The sequence below is a fragment of the Thiocapsa bogorovii genome (genome assembly GCF_021228795.1).
Taxonomy (GTDB): domain Bacteria; phylum Pseudomonadota; class Gammaproteobacteria; order Chromatiales; family Chromatiaceae; genus Thiocapsa; species Thiocapsa bogorovii.
The window spans coordinates 4,801,457-4,819,335 of sequence record NZ_CP089309.1; the positions used below are offsets into that span (position 1 = coordinate 4,801,457).

At 66.1% G+C, this 17,879-nt stretch carries 16 protein-coding genes; 13 read left to right on the forward strand and 3 right to left on the reverse strand.

Features of this window, described 5'->3' with window-relative positions; translation table 11 throughout:
* Positions 1-12: 12 nt before the first annotated feature.
* Positions 13-1,008: a serine/threonine protein kinase gene (locus LT988_RS21330; protein WP_232407495.1), complete on the reverse strand. Its 996-nt coding sequence runs from the start codon at positions 1,006-1,008 to the stop codon at positions 13-15.
* A 90-nt stretch (positions 1,009-1,098) separates the two neighbouring features.
* On the opposite strand from LT988_RS21330, the gene LT988_RS21335 reads away from it, so the two are divergent.
* Positions 1,099-2,061 (forward strand): hypothetical protein, encoded by a 963-nt coding sequence (locus tag LT988_RS21335; RefSeq protein WP_232407496.1) that lies wholly within the window; start codon positions 1,099-1,101, stop codon positions 2,059-2,061.
* A gap of 33 nt (positions 2,062-2,094) precedes the next feature.
* On the opposite strand, the gene LT988_RS21340 is transcribed toward LT988_RS21335, so the two are convergent.
* Positions 2,095-2,433 (reverse strand): type II toxin-antitoxin system RelE/ParE family toxin, encoded by a 339-nt coding sequence (locus LT988_RS21340; protein WP_232407497.1) that lies wholly within the window; start codon positions 2,431-2,433, stop codon positions 2,095-2,097.
* Positions 2,430-2,714 carry a type II toxin-antitoxin system ParD family antitoxin gene (locus LT988_RS21345; RefSeq protein ID WP_232407498.1) on the reverse strand — a complete coding sequence of 95 codons (285 nt, stop codon included), beginning with the start codon at positions 2,712-2,714 and terminating at the stop codon, positions 2,430-2,432. The genes LT988_RS21340 and LT988_RS21345 overlap by 4 nt, the downstream gene beginning before the upstream one ends.
* Positions 2,715-2,912: 198 nt before the next feature.
* Between LT988_RS21345 and leuC the strand changes: the two genes are divergently transcribed.
* The 12 genes from leuC (at position 2,913) to LT988_RS21405 (ending at position 17,843) form a co-directional block, all read left to right on the forward strand.
* Positions 2,913-4,316 (forward strand): 3-isopropylmalate dehydratase large subunit, encoded by a 1,404-nt coding sequence (gene leuC / locus LT988_RS21350; protein ID WP_232407499.1) that lies wholly within the window; start codon positions 2,913-2,915, stop codon positions 4,314-4,316.
* Entirely contained in the window at positions 4,316-4,963 is a 648-nt protein-coding gene (leuD, locus tag LT988_RS21355; RefSeq protein WP_232407500.1) for a 3-isopropylmalate dehydratase small subunit, read from the forward strand. Before leuC ends, leuD begins: the two co-directional genes overlap by 1 nt.
* A 168-nt stretch (positions 4,964-5,131) precedes the next feature.
* On the forward strand, positions 5,132-6,205 hold the full coding sequence (leuB, locus tag LT988_RS21360; protein WP_232410627.1) for a 3-isopropylmalate dehydrogenase: 1,074 nt from the start codon (positions 5,132-5,134) through the stop codon (positions 6,203-6,205).
* 145 nt (positions 6,206-6,350) lie between these two features.
* Positions 6,351-7,466: an aspartate-semialdehyde dehydrogenase gene (gene asd / locus LT988_RS21365; protein WP_232407501.1), complete on the forward strand. Its 1,116-nt coding sequence runs from the start codon at positions 6,351-6,353 to the stop codon at positions 7,464-7,466.
* Between the two features lie 162 nt (positions 7,467-7,628).
* The gene (locus tag LT988_RS21370) at positions 7,629-10,553 is read left to right on the forward strand and encodes a FimV/HubP family polar landmark protein (protein WP_232407502.1); all 2,925 of its coding nucleotides are present in this window, start codon (positions 7,629-7,631) and stop codon (positions 10,551-10,553) included.
* A 140-nt stretch (positions 10,554-10,693) separates the two neighbouring features.
* Positions 10,694-11,455, forward strand: a complete 762-nt coding sequence (truA, locus tag LT988_RS21375; RefSeq protein WP_232410628.1) for a tRNA pseudouridine(38-40) synthase TruA — start codon at positions 10,694-10,696, stop codon at positions 11,453-11,455.
* A gap of 143 nt (positions 11,456-11,598) precedes the next feature.
* On the forward strand, positions 11,599-12,225 hold the full coding sequence (locus LT988_RS21380; protein ID WP_232407503.1) for a phosphoribosylanthranilate isomerase: 627 nt from the start codon (positions 11,599-11,601) through the stop codon (positions 12,223-12,225).
* Positions 12,209-13,474, forward strand: coding sequence for a tryptophan synthase subunit beta (gene trpB / locus LT988_RS21385; RefSeq protein ID WP_269752074.1), 1,266 nt, complete (start codon positions 12,209-12,211; stop codon positions 13,472-13,474). Before LT988_RS21380 ends, trpB begins: the two co-directional genes overlap by 17 nt.
* Positions 13,471-14,292, forward strand: coding sequence for a tryptophan synthase subunit alpha (gene trpA / locus LT988_RS21390; RefSeq protein ID WP_232407504.1), 822 nt, complete (start codon positions 13,471-13,473; stop codon positions 14,290-14,292). The genes trpB and trpA overlap by 4 nt, the downstream gene beginning before the upstream one ends.
* A gap of 181 nt (positions 14,293-14,473) precedes the next feature.
* Positions 14,474-15,355 (forward strand): acetyl-CoA carboxylase, carboxyltransferase subunit beta, encoded by an 882-nt coding sequence (gene accD / locus LT988_RS21395; protein ID WP_232407505.1) that lies wholly within the window; start codon positions 14,474-14,476, stop codon positions 15,353-15,355.
* Between the two features lie 181 nt (positions 15,356-15,536).
* A complete protein-coding gene (gene folC, locus LT988_RS21400) occupies positions 15,537-16,832 on the forward strand; it encodes a bifunctional tetrahydrofolate synthase/dihydrofolate synthase (protein ID WP_232407506.1) in 1,296 nt (431 codons plus the stop codon).
* A 390-nt stretch (positions 16,833-17,222) separates the two neighbouring features.
* The gene (locus tag LT988_RS21405) at positions 17,223-17,843 is read left to right on the forward strand and encodes an SPOR domain-containing protein (RefSeq protein ID WP_232407507.1); all 621 of its coding nucleotides are present in this window, start codon (positions 17,223-17,225) and stop codon (positions 17,841-17,843) included.
* Positions 17,844-17,879 lie beyond the last annotated feature (36 nt).

Genomic DNA, 17,879 nt, shown 5'->3' on the forward strand with positions numbered 1-17,879 from the left:
ATCCCGTGCGCATCACGGCGGACTGGCCCACAAGGGCCCTTCCTCCATCGCCGCGATCTGCTCACGCAGCTGAAGGATGTGATCCTCCCAGAAACGCGGTGCACCGAACCACGGGAAGGCGGGGGGGAAGGCCGGATCCTCCCAGCGCCGGGCGAGCCAGGCGGCGTAGTGGATGATGCGCAGGGTGCGCAGTGCCTCGATGAGATGCAGCTCGCGGTAGTCCAGCTCGAAGAAATCTTCGTAGCCGGCCAGGACATCTGCGAGCTGTCCGCTCATCTCCTCGCGATCACCCGAGAGCAACATCCAGAGATCCTGGATGGCCGGGCCCATGCGTGCGTCGTCGAAGTCGACGAAGTGCGGGCCGGCGTCCGTCCAGAGCATGTTGCCGCGATGACAGTCGCCGTGCAGCCGGATCAATGCCGGCGAGCCGGCGCGATCGTAGCAGGCGCGCACGCCGTCGAGTGCTTGCGCGACGACGCTCGTGTAGGCAGGAAGCAGGTCCTTCGGGATCCAGTCCTGCTCCAACAAAAAGGCGCGAGGCTCCTCGCCGAACGCGTCGATATCGAGCGTCGGACGGTGCGCGAAGGGCTCGAGCGCACCGATGGCGTGGATACGCCCGAGGAGACGACCGAGCCACTCGAGGACGCTCGGGTCGTCCAGCTCGGGCGTGCGACCGCCGCGCCGAGGCGTGATGGAAAACCGGTGGCTGGCATAGTCGTGCAGGGTGCGGCCGTCGATGATCGACGGCGGGACCGCCGGAATCTCATGCTCGGCCAGCGTCAGGGTGAAGCGGTGCTCCTCGCGGATCGCCTCGTCGCTCCAGCGTCCCGGTCGGTAGAACTTGGCGATGACCGGCTGTGCATCCTCGATCCCGATCTGATAGACACGATTCTCGTAACTATTGAGTGCGAGCATGCGCCCGTCGGTGGGCAGCCCGAGACTCTCGATCGCGGTGAGCACGAGGTCCGGGCTGAGATCGGCATAGGGCGTGGGATTGGGCGTTATCATGCGCGGAGTCTAACGGATCCCGCTCGGCGGGATCGGAAAAGCGGACGCCTTCAGCGGGAATCGCGGGCGTACGAGGGGAGTCCCGAAGTCATGCATCGATATCCGAAACGGCTCGTCGTGTGGCCGGCCGCCCTGCTCATTCTGCTGAGCGCATCCTTCGCTCGGGCCGATGCGCTGCGGTTCTTCGCGGCCGGCGATCTGCCGTACTTTGCCGCCGAGACCGAACAGCTTCGGGATCTCTTCGACTCCGCGGAGGCCGAAGGGACGCCCTTCTTGATCCATGTGGGCGATATCAAGTCCGGCAGCGCCCCCTGCACGGACGACAATCTCCAGGCGGTTGCCGATCTCTTCAGGTCCGAGGCCGTGCCCGTCGTTTACACCCCGGGAGACAACGAATGGACCGATTGTCACCGCGAGAACGCCGGCGCAGCGGATCCGCGGGAGCGCCTGGCGAGGGTGCGCGAGGTCTTCTACGGGGATCCGGGCGTGCTGCGGCTCGAGCGACTGGGTGTCGTCCGCGGCGAGGGTGCCGACGCGGCCGATTTTCCTGAGAACTACGCCTTCATCCGCGACGGGGTTCTGTTTGTCACTGTCCATGTCGTCGGCAGCAACAACGGCGATGCACCCGATGACCCGGCCGCGGTCGCCGAATTCGAGGCGCGCGATGCGGCGAACCTGCGTTTTCTGCGCCGGGCGACCGCGCTGGCACGCGAGCGCGACGCGTCCGCGATGGTCATCGTCTTTCACGCCAATCCGCAATTCGAGAAGGCCCGGCCGGCGCGCGGTTTTCGCCGGCTGCGACAAGCGCTCGTCGAGCTGATGGGTGCCTATTCCGGACCCGTGCTTGCGATCCACGGCGACACGCATCGCTTCAGGCACGATCGACCCCTGATCGACCCCGCGACGGGCGCGCCCTTCGAGCGATTCGTGCGTGCCGAGGTGCCGGGCTCTCCGGTGGTCGGCGGGCTCTGGATCAGCGTCGATCCGCAGGCCGAGGAGCCGTTCGGGGTCAGCGAGATGTATCCGATCTCGAGGGAGCGGCTGGTGGAGTGAGGCTCGGGCGTTGGGAATGCACGAGGTCGTTGACTACTTCTCGTCCGAGATATCAAGGATCGCGCGGGACAACTCCATCGCATCATGTAGGAGGCGGATCACCTGGATGATCCCATCCGGTGCGACACGATAGACAATGAGGTGTCTGGCGGGGTGACCGCGCCGGGCGATGTGGAAGGTGCGAATCCCTGGCCGAATCTCGTCGCGCGCACGGCTTGCCGGGGGTTCCGGAATATCGAGTAAATCGCCGAGCGCGTTCTCGATCAGGAGCCGATAGTGGCGGCGCTGCTTCTCTCCCCAACGTTTGCCGCTGTGCTGCAACGCCCCCGCGATATCCCGGCGCGCAGATGCGGAGATGACGAGCTTTGTCATCTCGACCGAGGAATCTCGGCCGGCTCGATGCCGTCGAGGTAGTCGGCGATCTCCGCCCGCGTACCGACAGGCTGAAAGCGACCTTCGTCGATATCGCGCAGACCGATATCGACGGCCTCGCGGAGTGCTTCCAAGCGTGCGGCATCCTCGGCTACGCGTTGTTCGAGCAATCGCAGGCCCTCCCGCAGCACTTCGCTGGCGTTCTGGTAACGACCGCTGTCGACAAGGCTGCAGATCAGTGATTCTTGATGATCTGTCAGGACGACGTTTCGCGTCGGCATGGTTCTTTCCCTCCGTTTGCAACACGAGGCTAGCAGGTGTTGGCATCATCTGCCAATGCCGTGCCGGACCCGGTCCGCAACCACGTGTCCGCGGGCCGCCCGATCCCCCGGCCGATCGACATGCTGCGCCGCCGCAATTGAGTTTGATCAGCCCGGCGTTTATCCTTCGCGATTCGTTTTTGTTTCGAGGCCGGAGCCATGGGTGCCAAGACCCTCTACGACAAACTGTGGGACGAACACGTCGTCCATCTCGACGAGAACGGCACGGCCCTGCTGTACATCGACCGTCAGCTCGTGCATGAGGTGACCTCGCCGCAGGCCTTCGAGGGTCTGCGTCTGGCCGGTCGGCGCCCGTGGCGGGTTGCGGCGAATCTGGCCGTGCCGGATCACAACGTCCCGACGCGCGATCTCGCCGCCGGCATTACCGATCCGGTCTCCAAGATCCAGGTCGAGACGCTCGACAGCAACTGCGCCGAGTTCGGGATCACCGAGTTTCGGATGTCCGATCCGCGCCAAGGCGTGGTGCATGTGATCGGTCCTGAGCAGGGATTTACCCTCCCGGGCACGACCGTCGTCTGCGGCGACTCCCACACGGCGACCCACGGCGCCTTCGGTGCGCTTGCGTTCGGGATCGGCACCTCCGAGGTCGAGCATGTGCTCGCGACCCAGTGCCTCATCCAGCGCAAGTCCAAGACCCTTCTGATCAGCATCGACGGGCAGGTCGGTCCGGGCGTGACCGCCAAGGACATCGTGCTCGCCATCATCGGCGAGATCGGTACGGCCGGCGGGACCGGCTCGGTGATCGAGTTCGCCGGCGACGCCATCCGTGCACTCTCGATGGAAGGGCGCATGACCGTCTGCAACATGGCCATCGAGGCCGGTGCACGGGCGGGTCTGATCGGCGTCGACGAGAAGACGATCGACTACCTGCGCGGCCGTCCCTACGCCCCGACCGGCGAGCTCTTCGAGCAGGGAGCAGACCATTGGCGCACCCTGGTCAGCGACCCGGATGCGCGGTTCGATCGCGTCGTGCGGATGGATGCGGCGAAGATCCAGCCGCAGGTCACCTGGGGGACATCCCCCGAGATGGTGGTCCCGATCGACGGTCGGGTTCCGGATCCGCAAGCCGAGACCGACCCGGTGCGCGCCGCCGGGATCCGCCGGGCGCTGGATTACATGGGGCTCGAGCCCGGCATCGCGATTCGGGATATCCGCCCGGACAAGGTCTTCATCGGCTCCTGCACCAATTCGCGGATCGAGGATCTGCGCGCCGCCGCCGATGTCGTGAAGGGGCGCAAGGTCGCCGACAGCATTCAGCTGGCGCTGGTCGTGCCCGGCTCGGGCCTGGTCAAGGCACAGGCCGAGGCCGAGGGGCTGGACCGCATCTTCACCGATGCCGGTTTCGAGTGGCGCGAGCCCGGATGCTCAATGTGTCTGGCGATGAACGCCGATCGGCTCGAGCCGGGCGAGCGCTGCGCCTCCACATCCAACCGCAACTTCGAGGGCCGACAGGGTCAAGGGGGTCGGACACATCTGGTCAGCCCCGCGATGGCCGCCGCCGCGGCGGTGACCGGTCACTTCGTCGACGTGAGGGAGCTCTGATGGAACCCTTCCAAAACTTTACCGGTATCGTCGCGCCGCTCGATCGCTCGAACGTCGATACCGACGCCATCATCCCGAAGCAGTTCCTGAAGAGCATCGCGCGCACCGGTTTCGGGCCTTACCTGTTCGACGAGCTGCGCTATCTGGATCACGGCGAGCCGGGGATGGACTGCACGCACCGGCCGCTGAATCCGACCTTCGTGCTGAACGATCCGAGATACGCGGGTGCGCAGATCCTGCTCGCCCGCGAGAACTTCGGCTGCGGCTCCTCGCGCGAGCATGCCCCCTGGGCGATCGCGGACTTCGGGCTGCGCGTCATCATCGCCCCGAGCTTTGCCGACATCTTCCACAACAACTGCTTCAAGAACGGTCTTCTGCCGATCGTTCTGGCGCCGCAGGTTGTCGACGACCTCTTCGCCCGAGCGGTCGGGCCGCAGGCGCTGCAGATCGGTGTCGACCTTCCCGACCAGGTGCTCGTGCTGGACGACGGCACTCGCATTGCGTTCGAGGTTGAAGCAGGTAACAAGGAACGCCTGCTCAAGGGTCTGGACGACATCGGCGTGACCCTGGAGCAGGCCGATGCCATCCGTGCATACGAGGAGCGCCGTCGGCGCGAGGCGCCCTGGCTCTTTGCGATTGCCGGTTGAGTGTGCGAACACCGGCAGGGCGCCTACGTCGGGGATGCCGGGATTCGCTCTGCTCACCCCGGCCTACGGTTCAATCTGATGAGGTGTTCACCTTGTTTCTGAATCGTGACCGGGCGAAAAATCATCCAAGAGATCTGATCGAGCGAGAAACCATTGAGCAACAAGCCATTGAGCAAGACGATATTGGTGCTGGCGGGTGACGGGATCGGCACGGAGATCGTGGCCGAGGCCGTCAAGGTCCTGAATGTCCTGCAAGCCGAAGGGGCCATCGATGTGGCCCTGCACGACGGTCTGGTCGGCGGTGCGGCCTACGACGCCGCGGGGGATCCTCTGCCCGAGGAGACGCTCGAGGCCGCGCGCGCATCCGATGCCGTCCTGCTCGGGGCGGTCGGCGGACCCAAGTGGGAGCCGCTGCATATCTCCAAGCGGCCCGAGAAGGGGCTGCTCGGCTTGCGCGCGGGTCTTGGCCTTTTCGCGAACCTGCGTCCGGCGATCCTCTACCCGCAACTGGCCGATGCATCCACTCTCAAGCCCGAGGTGGTCTCCGGGCTCGACATCATGATCGTGCGCGAGCTCACCGGCGACATCTACTTTGGCCAACCGCGCGGGGTCGAGACCCTGCCGTCGGGCGAGCGTCGCGGCTTCAACACCATGGTCTACACCGAGTCCGAGGTGGAGCGCATCTGTCGCGTCGCCTTCGACATCGCCATGAAGCGCGGCAAGAAGGTCTGCTCGGTGGACAAGGCGAACGTGCTCGAATGTACCGAGATGTGGCGCGAGGTCGCGACCAAAACGGCCGCCGACTATCCGGAGATTCAGCTCTCGCACATGTACGTCGACAATGCCGCCATGCAGCTGGTGCGTGCGCCCAAGCAGTTCGACGTCATGGTCACCGGCAACATCTTCGGCGACATCCTCTCGGACTGTGCCGCCATGCTGACCGGCTCCATCGGCATGCTGCCCTCGGCCTCGCTGAACGAGAAAGGGCAGGGCATGTACGAGCCCATCCACGGCTCCGCGCCGGACATCGCCGGCAAAGGTGTCGCCAATCCGCTCGCCACCATCCTCTCGGTTGCCATGATGCTGCGCTATTCGCTCGACGCCGCACCGGCTGCGGAGCGCATCGAGGCCGCGGTCTCCAGTGTCCTCGACCAAGGCCTGCGCACCGCGGACATCATGTCGAGCGGCATGCGCCAGGTGGGCACGGCCGAAATGGGCGATGCGGTGGTGGCGGCGCTCTAGGAGCCGCCGGCCCGCAACTTGCGCCGACGTTCAGTTGTGCGTCGCACGGCTTCGCAAAACCGACTTAGGTGTCGGGTCGCAGGAAGCACCAGGCAACAGAAATCCCAACAACAGACACAACGATCCACGATTGCGGAGTAACTCAATGAAGCGTGTCGGATTCATCGGCTGGCGTGGCATGGTCGGGTCGGTCTTGATGGACCGCATGCGGGCGGAAGGCGATTTTGATCTGATCCCGGAGGCGGTCTTCTTCACCACCTCGCAGGTCGGTCAGCCGGGTCCGGACGTCGGGCGGGGCGCAAGCCCTCTGCAGGATGCTGAGTCCATCGATGCACTGCGCGAGATGGACCTCATCCTGACCTGTCAGGGCGGGGACTATACCAAGGCGATCTATCCCAAGCTGCGCGCGACGGGCTGGGACGGGTATTGGATCGACGCGGCCTCGGCGCTGCGCATAGATCCGAACGCGACCATCATTCTGGACCCCGTCAATCAGCCCGTGATCGATGCCGCACTGGAGGAGGGCAAGCGCGACTTCATCGGCGGCAACTGCACCGTGAGCCTGATGCTGATGGCGATCGGCGGTCTGTTCCGCGAGGGTCTGGTCGAATGGGTCAGTGCCATGACCTATCAGGCGGCCTCCGGTGCGGGTGCCAAGAACATGCGCGAGCTGCTGTCGCAGATGGGCGCATTGCACGGTGCGGTGTCGCCGCTGCTCGCCGATCCGGCCTCGGCCATCCTGGAGATCGATCGCCGCGTCACCGAGACGATGCGCGGCACCGCGTTCCCGACCGAAAACTTCGGGGTTCCTCTGGCCGGTAGTCTGATCCCCTGGATCGATACTGCCCTGCCGAACGGCCAGAGCCGCGAGGAATGGAAAGGCATGGCCGAGACCAACAAGATCCTCGGTCGCGAGGCGGATCCGGTGCCGATCGACGGGCTCTGCGTGCGCGTCGGTGCGATGCGTTGCCATAGCCAGGGGCTGACCATCAAGCTCGCGCGCGACTGCTCGATTTCGCAGATCGAAGAGATGATTGCGGCTTCCAACGACTGGGTTCGGCTCGTCCCCAACGATCGGCAGGAGACGATGCAGGCCCTGTCTCCGGCCGCGGTGACCGGTACCCTGACGGTCCCGGTGGGTCGACTGCGCAAGATGAACTTAGGCGAGCGCTATCTCACGGCCTTCACGGTCGGCGATCAGTTGCTGTGGGGGGCGGCCGAGCCCCTGCGACGCATGCTGCGCATCCTGCTCGCGCACTGATCCGGTCGCGCTCGACCCCCGGAGACCGAAGCGGTTCTTGGTGTGCACCGACGCGTTCGGATATAGTCCGAGAGCTTCAGGGAAATTCGGGCCGGACGAGCCATCGGCCGCCGGCTTTCCCAATTCCGGCGGTGCGATGCCGCCAGCGCACGAGGGAGATGGATGTCTCGTCAGGTCATTCAGGCGTCGATCGTCATCTTTGCCTTGATCGGCGCGGACGCATTTGCCCTCGGCCTCGGAGGATTACGCACCGAGTCCGCCCTCAACCAGCCTTTCGTCGGCGAGATCGATCTCTTCGATGTCAAATCCGACGAGCTCGATACCATCAAGGCGACCCTCGCCGGCGCCGACGCCTTTGCGAAATCAGGGATCGAGCGTTACCACTTTCTGACCGGTCTCGTCTTCAAGCCGCAGGCGTCTGCGAGCGGCGGTGCGGTCATCCATGTGACGAGTCGCGAGCCGATCCGCGAGCCCTTCATGGATTTTCTCGTCGAGGTCGTCTGGCCGGCCGGCCAAATGGTCAAGGAGTTCACGGTCCTCCTGGATCCGCCGTCGATGTCCGAGCGACGTGCACCTGCGGTGCAACCGCCCGCCATCGCGGATCGGCGAGCGGCGGCGCCTGTGTCGAGACCGCGATCGAGCGCGCGCTCCGAACCGGCGCCGCAGCGCAGCGACGCTGCCGATCGCACCGCATCGCCGCCCGCCCGCCGGATCCCGACCGGGCCGGATGGTTTCCCCGCCTATTTCGGTCCCGTGCCTTCGGGAGCAGGTCTGTTGCGGCTGGCGCGCGGCGGCCAGTCGGAAGGAGCGACAACGGCTCAGACTGCTCTGGCGCTTTATCGCAACAATCAAGACGCCTTTATCGGAGGCGACATCGACCGTCTGATCGCCGGGAAGACGCTGGTCGTTCCGTCCCGCGCTGAATTATTTGCGCTGGACGCGGATGCTGCGGCGGCGGAGCTTCAGGCCGCGCTGCAGGGCGATGCGGTGCGTCGATCCCCGATCACCGAGGTTGCGCTGATCGACGACGCCGAAGCGGCGCAAAGCGCGCGTCTGCGTATCGCGGGCGCGGCCGCCGGTGCGGTGACCGGCGCCGGCGAGGCAACGCCGAGCCCGTCCGCCGATAACGCCGCAACGGACTCGGGTGCTTCGCCGTCGGAGAAGACGGATCTGGAGCAGGAGCTTCTGCTGGTGATCGAGGCGAGCGAGTCCGCCCGGCAGGAGACCGAAGAACTTCGCGGCCGCGTTCGGGAGCTGGAGGCGCAGCTCGCCGACATCCAGACCCTGTTGCAACTGAGAAACGCCGAGCTGGCACGTCTTCAAGGGGATTCCACGGGCGAATCGCTCGGGATCCAGATCGATGTCGGAGGTCCGGAGCAGGCGCTCGATCCGGCGTCCGTCGAGGCGGCCATCGCCGCCAGCGGCAGCGATGAGCCGATCACGGAGCCGACTGCGGAATCGATCACGGAGGCGATCGAGGCTACTCCCGACGGGGCTTTGGCGGTCGTTGTCGATGCGGACGCCGAGACAAGCGTCGCCGAGCCGGAGCTCGCCAGCGTCGCGGGCGGCGACAAGAGCGCCGCGCCGGCGGCGGTCGACGTGGAGGAGATCGAGGCTTCGGTAACAACCGACCCCGGGGCGACCTCGGCTTGGCACGACTATCTGCTCCCGCTGGCGGGCTTTGCCGGGGTGACCGCCGTCGGGGTCGTCGTGTTCTCCTTGGTCTCGGCGCGTCGTCGGCGCCGCGAGGAGGAGGGGGACGAAGACGAATGGAGCATCGACTCCGCCGTGCTCGACTTCCCGGAGTCCGAGCCGTCGCCCGAGGCCGCTGTTTCCCGGCCTGACGCGCCGGAGCCGGCTGCCTCCGAACGGCGGCCCGCCGATGTCGTGGCCAGGTCGTCGGCCGATGCCGAACGTGCCCCACCGAGCGAGCCGGGGCTCGCTGCGCCCGAGCCGAAGGTTGAGTCCGAGTTGCTCACGCCGTCCTCACAGCTGACCTCGTTCGGGCATTTCGAAACGGAAACCGACGAGGCCGATGCGGTCTCCGAGGCCGACATCTACATCGCCTACGGTCGTTACAAGGAGGCCGAGGAGCTGCTCAAGCGCGAGCTCAAACGCTCGCCCGAACGTCTCGACGTGCGCTTCAAATTGGCGGAGGTCTACGCCGGATCCGAAAACCCCGAAGCCCTGCGCAAGCTCATGCAGGACCTCAGGGCCGCCGGCGCGGACACCCTGGATCCGGCACGCTGGCAGCGTCTGAGCGCGATCGCCGCGGTGGTCGAGCAAGGTGGGACCTGGGACCCCGGGGCCACCATGCCGATTACCGAGGCGACCGGCATATCGGCACCGGAGACGGGTCCGAGCCTTGCTGCTCTGGAGGGTGCCGCCGATGCGTCGGCCGGCGATCCTCGCGGGGACGAAAACGACTTCTTCAGGCTCGATCTCGGTGAGATCGAGCCACCAATCGGTCCGGTTCCGACCCCGGGGGCGGCTAAACCGTCCCGTGTGGCCGAGACGCCGTCTCCGCCGACGGAGGACGAGGATTTTCCACTGCTGTTCGACGATTCGGCCTTGGACGGTTTGCCCGATCTGCCCGAGTTGTCCGATTTGCAGGATCTGTCCGCACCACCCGCACCACCAAACACCGATGCTCGGGATCGACGGGGCGCGCTCTCGGAAGAATCCGACTTGGTCCTGACGCTGGACGATCTTCGCGATTCCCACGATGTGGATCTCGACGCCTTCCTGGAGGCCGGTTCGGCGCCCGTGGCCACGTCGCAAGCTCAGCCCGATGAGTCGCTGCCGAGTCCGACGCTGCCCAAGGACCCGGTCGGGACTGCCTTAGGCGAGGCGCCCGGCAGCGAGCCCCTGCCGGATGTGGCCGAGCAACCGATCGACGGGGTGTCCGACCAATGGGCGATGGACTCCGGGATCTGGGACGAGAACGCCACCAAGCTCGATCTGGCGCGGGCCTACATCGACATGGACGACGTTGCCTCCGCGCGGGAGATCCTCGAAGAGGTCATCGCGGACGGCCGCGAGGAGCAGCGCATCGAGGCGCAGGATATGCTGAGGACACTCGCCTGAAAGCCGAGGTGAACCCTGTGCCGAGAAGGGTGCCGACCAGCGTGCCGACAACGACGACGATATCCGAGCAGAGGCCGGGGGCTACGCCCGAGCCCGACGGAGCGAGGCCGGTTGCCGCGGCGAGCTCGCAACGGATCGCGATGGGCATCGAGTACGATGGATCGGCCTTTCGCGGTTGGCAGATCCAAGTCGGAGTTCGCAGTGTGCAGGCGACGCTGGAAGAGGCGATCAGCCGCGTCGCTGATCACCCGATCCGTGTCCAGTGTGCCGGACGCACCGATGCCGGCGTGCATGCCGAAGCGCAGGTGGTGCATTTCGACACCGCGGCGCGTCGAACCGAGCGCGCCTGGGTGCTCGGCACCAACGTGAATCTTCCGCCCGATGTCGCCGTGCGCTGGGCGTGTCCCGTCGATCCGCGGTTCCACGCCCGTTTCGACGCGCAGGCTCGTCATTACCGCTACCTGATCATGGTGCGCGCGACGCGCTCGCCCCTGCAGCGCGACCGCGCCGTTTGGAGCCACCGGCCCTTGGACATCGAACGCATGCGCGAGGCCGGACAGGCTCTCGTCGGCGTGCACGACTTCTCCAGCTTTCGCGCGGTGGCCTGCCAGGCGAAGAGTCCCATCCGCCATCTTCATTATCTGGAACTCGCCGAGAGCGATGGCCTTATTCAGTTGCGGGTTGGTGCGAACGGGTTTTTGCACCATATGGTTCGCAACATCGCCGGTGTGCTGATGACGATCGGCCGCGGCGAGGCGCCGATCGCGTGGGCGCGCGAGCTCCTGGAGCTGCGCGACCGCCGCCTCGGCGGTGTGACCGCCCCACCCCAAGGGCTCTATTTCGTACGCGCCGACTACCCGGAAGCGTTTCGACTGCCCTCCGGCCGGGAACCTGCACCATAGACGGACCAGCACAATGTCCCACGCTTTTTCTTGTCATCACCTGAACCGTGTCGACTCGACCCTCGCCTGTCCCCGGGCGGGCGATGCTGCGACCTGCGTGCGTCAGTCGCTCAAGGAGGCGGTTCAGCCGGCATTCGCCAATCATGAGAACCCGCGTTAAGATCTGCGGCCTGACGCGTCGGGCCGACGTGGATGCGGCGGTTATCGCGGGTGTCGACGCGGTCGGCTTCGTCTTCCATCCGCCGAGTCCGCGGGCGGTGTCGCCGCAGGATGCCCGCGACCTCTGTGCCGGATTGCCGCCCTTCGTGACGGCGGTCGGGCTCTTCGTCGATGCCTCTCCCGAGCAGATCCGCGCGACGCTGGACCGGATTCCGCTTGAATTGCTGCAATTCCACGGCGATGAAGCCCCGGAACTGTGTGCATCCTTCGGAAGGCGCTGGATCAAAGCGATCCGGATGCGTCCGGGCGTGGATCTCGCCGAGGAGCAGAGGCGTTACGAAGGGTCCGCCGGGCTTTTACTCGACGCGTTCGATCCCGCTCGCCCGGGCGGGACCGGACAACGCTTCGATTGGGATCGGATCCCGACGGCACTTGCGCGGTCGATCGTCCTCGCGGGCGGTCTGGATGCGGACAATGTCGGTGAGGCGATCCGTCGGGTCCGTCCGTTCGGCGTCGACGTGAGCGGCGGCGTCGAGGCGTCGAAGGGCGTCAAGGACCGAGACAAGATTCGTGATTTTATGCAGAGGGTGAACCATGTCGACATCTCCTGATCAATTCGGCCGGAACGGCTTCGGTTCGGCCGGCGCACCTAACGCATCGTCGGGTGCCTACCATTGGCCGGACGCCGGCGGTCACTTCGGACCCTACGGCGGGATGTTCGTCCCGGAGACCCTCATGCATCCGCTCGAAGAGCTCCGCAGGGCTTACGAGCGCTATATGGCCGATCCCGAGTTTCAGGCCGAGCTGGATGCCGACCTACAGGACTATGTGGGGCGGCCGTCGCCGCTCTATCACGCCGAGCGTTGGAGCCGCGAGCTGGGCGGCGCGCAGATCTTTTTGAAGCGCGAGGATCTCAATCACACCGGCGCGCACAAGGTCAACAACACCATCGGCCAGGCCCTCCTGGCGCGCCGCATGGGCAAGACCCGCATCATCGCCGAGACCGGGGCCGGTCAGCACGGGGTGGCAAGCGCGACCGTCGCCGCCCGTCTGGGGCTCGAGTGCGTCGTCTATATGGGCGAGGTCGACATCGCGCGTCAGGAGGCGAACGTCTATCGGATGCGACTGCTCGGCGCGCGCGTGGTTTCGGTCACCTCCGGCTCGCGTACCCTCAAGGATGCGCTCAACGAGGCGATGCGCGACTGGGTCACCAACATCGACGACACCTTCTACATCATCGGCACGGTCGCCGGCCCGCATCCCTATCCGGCGATGGTCCGGGACTTCCAGGCGGTCATCGGTCGCGAGGCTCGCGCGCAGATGCTCGAGCGCAGCGGGCGCCTGCCGGATGCCTTGGTCGCCTGCGTGGGCGGCGGCTCCAACGCCATCGGCCTCTTCTATCCCTTCATCGGGGATGAAGGCGTGGCCATCTACGGTGTCGAGGCCGCCGGCGACGGCCTGGCGACCGGACGCCATGCCGCGCCGCTCTGCGCCGGTCGGCCCGGCGTGCTGCACGGCAACCGCACCTATCTGATGGAAGACAACCACGGTCAGATCGTCGAGACCCACTCCATCTCGGCCGGACTCGACTATCCGGGTGTCGGCCCCGAGCACGCCTGGCTGAAGGACAGCGGGCGGGCGCGCTATGACTCGGTCACGGACGACGAGGCATTGAGCGCCTTCCATCACTTGACCAGAACCGAGGGCATCATCCCCGCGCTCGAGTCCAGTCACGCCTTGGCCTACGTGCACAAGCTTGCCCCGACCATGCGCAAGGATCAGACGATCATCGTCAATCTCTCGGGCCGCGGGGACAAGGACATGCACACGGTCGCCAGTCACGACGGGTTGGTCCTATGAGTCGAATCGCCGAACGTTTCGAGCAGCTGCGCGACCGGGGTCGCACCGCGCTCATCCCCTTCGTCACCGCCGGCGACCCGTCGCCCGACGTGACCGTTCCGCTGATGCACGCGATGGTCGCCGCCGGTGTGGATCTGATCGAGCTGGGCGTGCCTTTCTCCGATCCGATCGCCGACGGTCCGGTCATCCAGCGGGCGACCGAGCGCGCCCTGGCCCAAGGGGTCTCGCTGGACGACGTGCTCGACATGGTCCGGCGCTTTCGCCAGGAGGACACCGAGACGCCGGTGATCCTGATGGGCTATCTCAATCCGATCGAGGTGATGGGGTACGCGTCCTTCGCGGTCGCGGCGAAGTCCGCCGGCCTTGACGGCGCCTTGATCGTGGACGTGCCGCCCGAGGAGGGCCACGCGCTGGTCGAGATGCTGAAGGCGCAGGGGCTGGACCTCGTCTATCTCCTGGCGCCGACGTCCACCGAGTCACGCATCTCGCGGATCGGCGAGGTCGCCTCCGGCTTCGTCTACTACGTCTCGGTCAAGGGCGTGACGGGGGCCGGCAATCTGGACACCGGCGCAGTGGCCGAGAAGGTCGGTCTCATCAAGTCGCTGATCCGGCTCCCGGTGGGGGTCGGCTTCGGCATCAACAACCCCGAAACCGCCGCCTCGGTCGCCCGGGTCGCCGACGCGGTGATCGTCGGCAGCGCCATCGTGAGCCGCATCGAGGCGCTTGCTGCGACCCCGGAGCGGATACCGGAGGCTGTCGCCGAGTTTCTCACCGGTCTGCGCCAGGCCATCGACGAGGTGGATGCCCATGTCGCCTAAGCCCCCAAGTCGAGTCCGCCATGCGCTGACGCGTTTGGATAAACCCACCGCATCCACCTTGAATGGACCCGGGAAAACCGCTTCCGGCCAAAATGGGCAGAGCCAGACGCCGTCGGGCCGACCCACGGATGACCTCAAGGGCGATCGCGCAGCGAGCCTCAAACAGGCGATGGACAAAAGTATGAGTTGGTTCGAGAAGCTGATCCCGAGCCGCATTCGTACCGATGCGAGCACCAAGCGGGCGGTGCCCGAAGGTGTTTGGGCCAAATGTCCGGGCTGTCAGGCCATCCTCTACCGGGCCGAGCTTGAGCGGAATCTCGAGGTGTGTCCCAAGTGCAATCACCACAACCGCTTGAGCGGGCGGCGCCGGCTCGAGACCTTTCTCGATCCGGAAGGACGCGAGGAGATCGGAGTCGATCTCGAGTCTCTGGACCCGCTTAAATTCAAGGATCTGAAGAAGTACAAAGACCGTCTCGTTCAGGCCCAGAAGCAGTCCTCCGAGAAGGAGGCCATGATCGTGATGCGTGGTCGACTCAAAGGTCAGCCGATCGTTGCCTCGGCCTTCGAGTTCGGTTTCATGGGCGGTTCCATGGGCTCGGTTGTCGGCGAGCGGTTCGTGCGTGGTGTCGACGCGGCGCTCGAGCAAAATTCGCCCTACGTCTGCTTCTCGGCGAGCGGCGGTGCGCGCATGCAGGAGAGCCTTTTCTCGCTGATGCAGATGGCCAAGACCAGCGCGGCCCTGGGGCGCATGCGCGAGCACGCGCTCCCCTTCGTCTCCGTGATGACGGATCCGACCATGGGGGGCGTATCGGCCAGTCTTGCGATGCTCGGCGATCTCAACATCGCCGAGCCCAACGCACTGATCGGCTTTGCCGGTCCGCGCGTGATCGAGCAGACGGTTCACGAAAAGCTGCCTGATGGCTTTCAGCGCAGCGAGTTCCTGATCGAAAAAGGCGCACTCGATATGATCATCGACCGCCGCGACCTGCGCGAGCGCATCGCCGATCTGCTGGCGATCTTGACGCATCGGCCGCGGTATGTCCGCACCGTTGTGCCCGTCTGAATCGCGTCTTTTTGCGGTTTGGACGGATCGCGGGTTGGGGCGGGTTTGCACGGGTTTGCGGGCCTTGGGGCGGACGCGATTCAGGGTGTCGAATGCGTGTGAGAGGGTGGGTGTGTCGGGGCTTGCCCGGTGCAGGATGTCGGTCCGCGTGGCTGCCTGATCCGGAGGCGTTGTGGCCGACATGAGTCGCTTCGACAACCTCGATGCCTGGTTGAGCTGGCAGATGCAGTTGCATCCGAAGGCCATTGCGCTCGGGCTGGAACGGGTGGGCGCCGTTTGGGCGCGTTTGGGGCCGGCCTCCTTACCGTTTCCGCTCATCACGGTCGGCGGGACCAACGGCAAGGGCTCCTGTGTCGCGATGGCGGAGGCGATGTGTCGTGCTGCCGGATATCGCACCGGCGTCTATAGCTCGCCGCATCTGCTGCGGTATAACGAGCGGGTGCGGGTCGACGGGGAGGATGTCTCCGATGCGCTCCTTTGCGCATCGTTCGAGCGGATCGACCGGGCGCGCGGCGAGGCGGCGCTGACTTATTTCGAGTTCGGCACCCTGGCGGCGCTCGATATCTTCGTGCAGAGCCCGCCCGATGTCGTCATCCTCGAGGTCGGTCTCGGTGGGCGTCTCGATGCGGTGAACCTGTGGGACGCCGATGTCTCGGTGGTCACCTCGATCGGGCTGGACCATACGGCTTGGTTGGGCGAATCCTTGGATGAGATCGCCTCCGAGAAGGCTGGAATCTTTCGTCCCGGCCGCCCGGCCGTGATCGGGCAACGCGATGCCCCGGCGCGGCTGCGGGACGAGGCGGAGCGCCGCGGGACTCTGCCCATGCAGCTTGGTCGGGAGATCGACTGGACCATGGGCGGCGGGGGCGGTTGGATCTGGAGCGCGCCCTCGGGCGAGCGTTTGGCCTTGCCCGAGCCGGCGATGCGCGGACCCTTCCAGTACGACAACGCCTCGGCGGCGATCGCAGCACTCCGCGCGTTGCACGATCGTTTGCCGTTGTCGGTCAACGCGATTCGGGCCGGGTTGCAGCGCGCGCGGCTGCCGGGTCGGTTCCAGGTCTTTCCGGGGGCGCTGACCTACATCCTGGACGTCGCGCATAACGGCGAAGCGGCGCAGGCACTGGCCGCGAATCTGCGTGCCTTCGGCAGCCGCGGTCGGCTCCGCGCCGTCCTCGCGGTGCTGGGAGACAAGTCGCCCGCGTCGATTGTGGAGCCGCTCCTGCCCTTCGTGACCGATTGGTATTTGACCCAGAGCAGGGATCCGCGAGCCATGCCCGTCGAGGTGTTGAACGAGCGTCTCGCGGCGGTCTTGCCTGGTCCTGCGGCGGCGACTTCGTCGGATCTCGACGTGGCGCTCGATGCCGCGGAGTCCGCATCCGGGCCCGGGGATGCCGTCCTGGTCGTCGGCTCTTTTACGAGCGTCAGTGCGGCGCTGCGACGTCTCGACACGGGGCGGGCGGAACGGGGGGGCGTATAGGGCTTCGTTGGCGGGAGCCGGCCGCACGACGCCGCGTCCGGGCGTCGCGCGGGCTTGTCGATTCGGAATTATCCGATTGAAATCAATAGCGATCTTTCCGCTCTGGCGGTAGTGCCACGGCAACGGCGTGCTATACTTCCGGCCTTTCGGGGGCCGGATCCAGGACGATACCGAGCGCACGCGGGGTTTTCGGAAAGCCGCGTGCGTCCCGAAGCCTCGGGGCAAGGTGCGCCGCCGCTGCGTATCGGACCCGGCGGCGAGGAGGTCAAACGCAGTCCCGGCGTGCGCCGGTCGCCCGATGCGGCGACACATCAGCGTGTGATCGGTATGTTCATCAGGGCCTGACGGCGTCGGCGATGCGCGCGACGCCCTGTGTGCGGGTGGAGACTTATGCAAGAAGGCGCAAAGAAGCGGTTGGTCGGGGCGGTCGTGATCGTCTCGCTGGCGGTCATCTTCGTTCCGATGTTGTTCGAGGAGGAGCCGGTAACGGCGTTGCCGCCGTTGCCTGAGGTCGCGCCGGAGGAACCGGTCGTCGACGACCGATTCAGATCCGAATCTTTCCTGACGCCCGCGGATTCGGGCATCGGTGGGTTTACGCAAGAGGCATGGGTCGAGCCCGATGCCTTGGCGCTTCCTGTCCAGGACGTGTCGGAGCCAGTCGACGAAGCACCCGGCGGTGAGCCGGTGGCCGATTCGGATGAAGCGCCGTCGACCGAGCCGCCGCCGGCGGCGGAGCAGATTCCTGTCGCGCCGCCCCCGATGGCGCGGGACGACGGCATGCCCTCGTACGTGACCCAGGTCGCGAGCTTGGGGACTGCGGCAAGCGCGCAGGAATTGGCGGCGAAGCTCCAAGGCGAAGGATACTCGGCGTTCGTCGAGCCCGCCGAGGTCGGAGGGCGCACCTACTACCGCGTGCGTGTCGGCCCGGAGGTCGAGCGTGCAAGTGCCGAGAAAACGGCTGCCGAGCTTGGCCGCAAGTACAAGGGGCCTTTTGTACAGCGCTACCCCTGAGACGGAGCCGGTCCGAGCTGCGTTTCCCTTACTGAC

Bases quoted from the DNA above. Each gene is read 5' to 3' on its own strand.
- accD (WP_232407505.1), top strand. From the start codon at position 14,474: ATGAGTTGGTTCGAGAAGCTGATCCCGAGCCGCATTCGTACCGATGCG.
- LT988_RS21330 (WP_232407495.1), bottom strand. From the start codon at position 1,008: ATGATAACGCCCAATCCCACGCCCTATGCCGATCTCAGCCCGGACCTC.
- asd (WP_232407501.1), top strand. From the start codon at position 6,351: ATGAAGCGTGTCGGATTCATCGGCTGGCGTGGCATGGTCGGGTCGGTC.
- trpA (WP_232407504.1), top strand. From the start codon at position 13,471: ATGAGTCGAATCGCCGAACGTTTCGAGCAGCTGCGCGACCGGGGTCGC.
- LT988_RS21335 (WP_232407496.1), top strand. From the start codon at position 1,099: ATGCATCGATATCCGAAACGGCTCGTCGTGTGGCCGGCCGCCCTGCTC.
- trpB (WP_269752074.1), top strand. From the start codon at position 12,209: ATGTCGACATCTCCTGATCAATTCGGCCGGAACGGCTTCGGTTCGGCC.
- LT988_RS21340 (WP_232407497.1), bottom strand. From the start codon at position 2,433: ATGACAAAGCTCGTCATCTCCGCATCTGCGCGCCGGGATATCGCGGGG.
- LT988_RS21345 (WP_232407498.1), bottom strand. From the start codon at position 2,714: ATGCCGACGCGAAACGTCGTCCTGACAGATCATCAAGAATCACTGATC.
- LT988_RS21380 (WP_232407503.1), top strand. From the start codon at position 11,599: ATGAGAACCCGCGTTAAGATCTGCGGCCTGACGCGTCGGGCCGACGTG.
- LT988_RS21370 (WP_232407502.1), top strand. From the start codon at position 7,629: ATGTCTCGTCAGGTCATTCAGGCGTCGATCGTCATCTTTGCCTTGATC.
- leuC (WP_232407499.1), top strand. From the start codon at position 2,913: ATGGGTGCCAAGACCCTCTACGACAAACTGTGGGACGAACACGTCGTC.
- truA (WP_232410628.1), top strand. From the start codon at position 10,694: ATGGGCATCGAGTACGATGGATCGGCCTTTCGCGGTTGGCAGATCCAA.
- leuD (WP_232407500.1), top strand. From the start codon at position 4,316: ATGGAACCCTTCCAAAACTTTACCGGTATCGTCGCGCCGCTCGATCGC.
- folC (WP_232407506.1), top strand. From the start codon at position 15,537: ATGAGTCGCTTCGACAACCTCGATGCCTGGTTGAGCTGGCAGATGCAG.
- LT988_RS21405 (WP_232407507.1), top strand. From the start codon at position 17,223: ATGCAAGAAGGCGCAAAGAAGCGGTTGGTCGGGGCGGTCGTGATCGTC.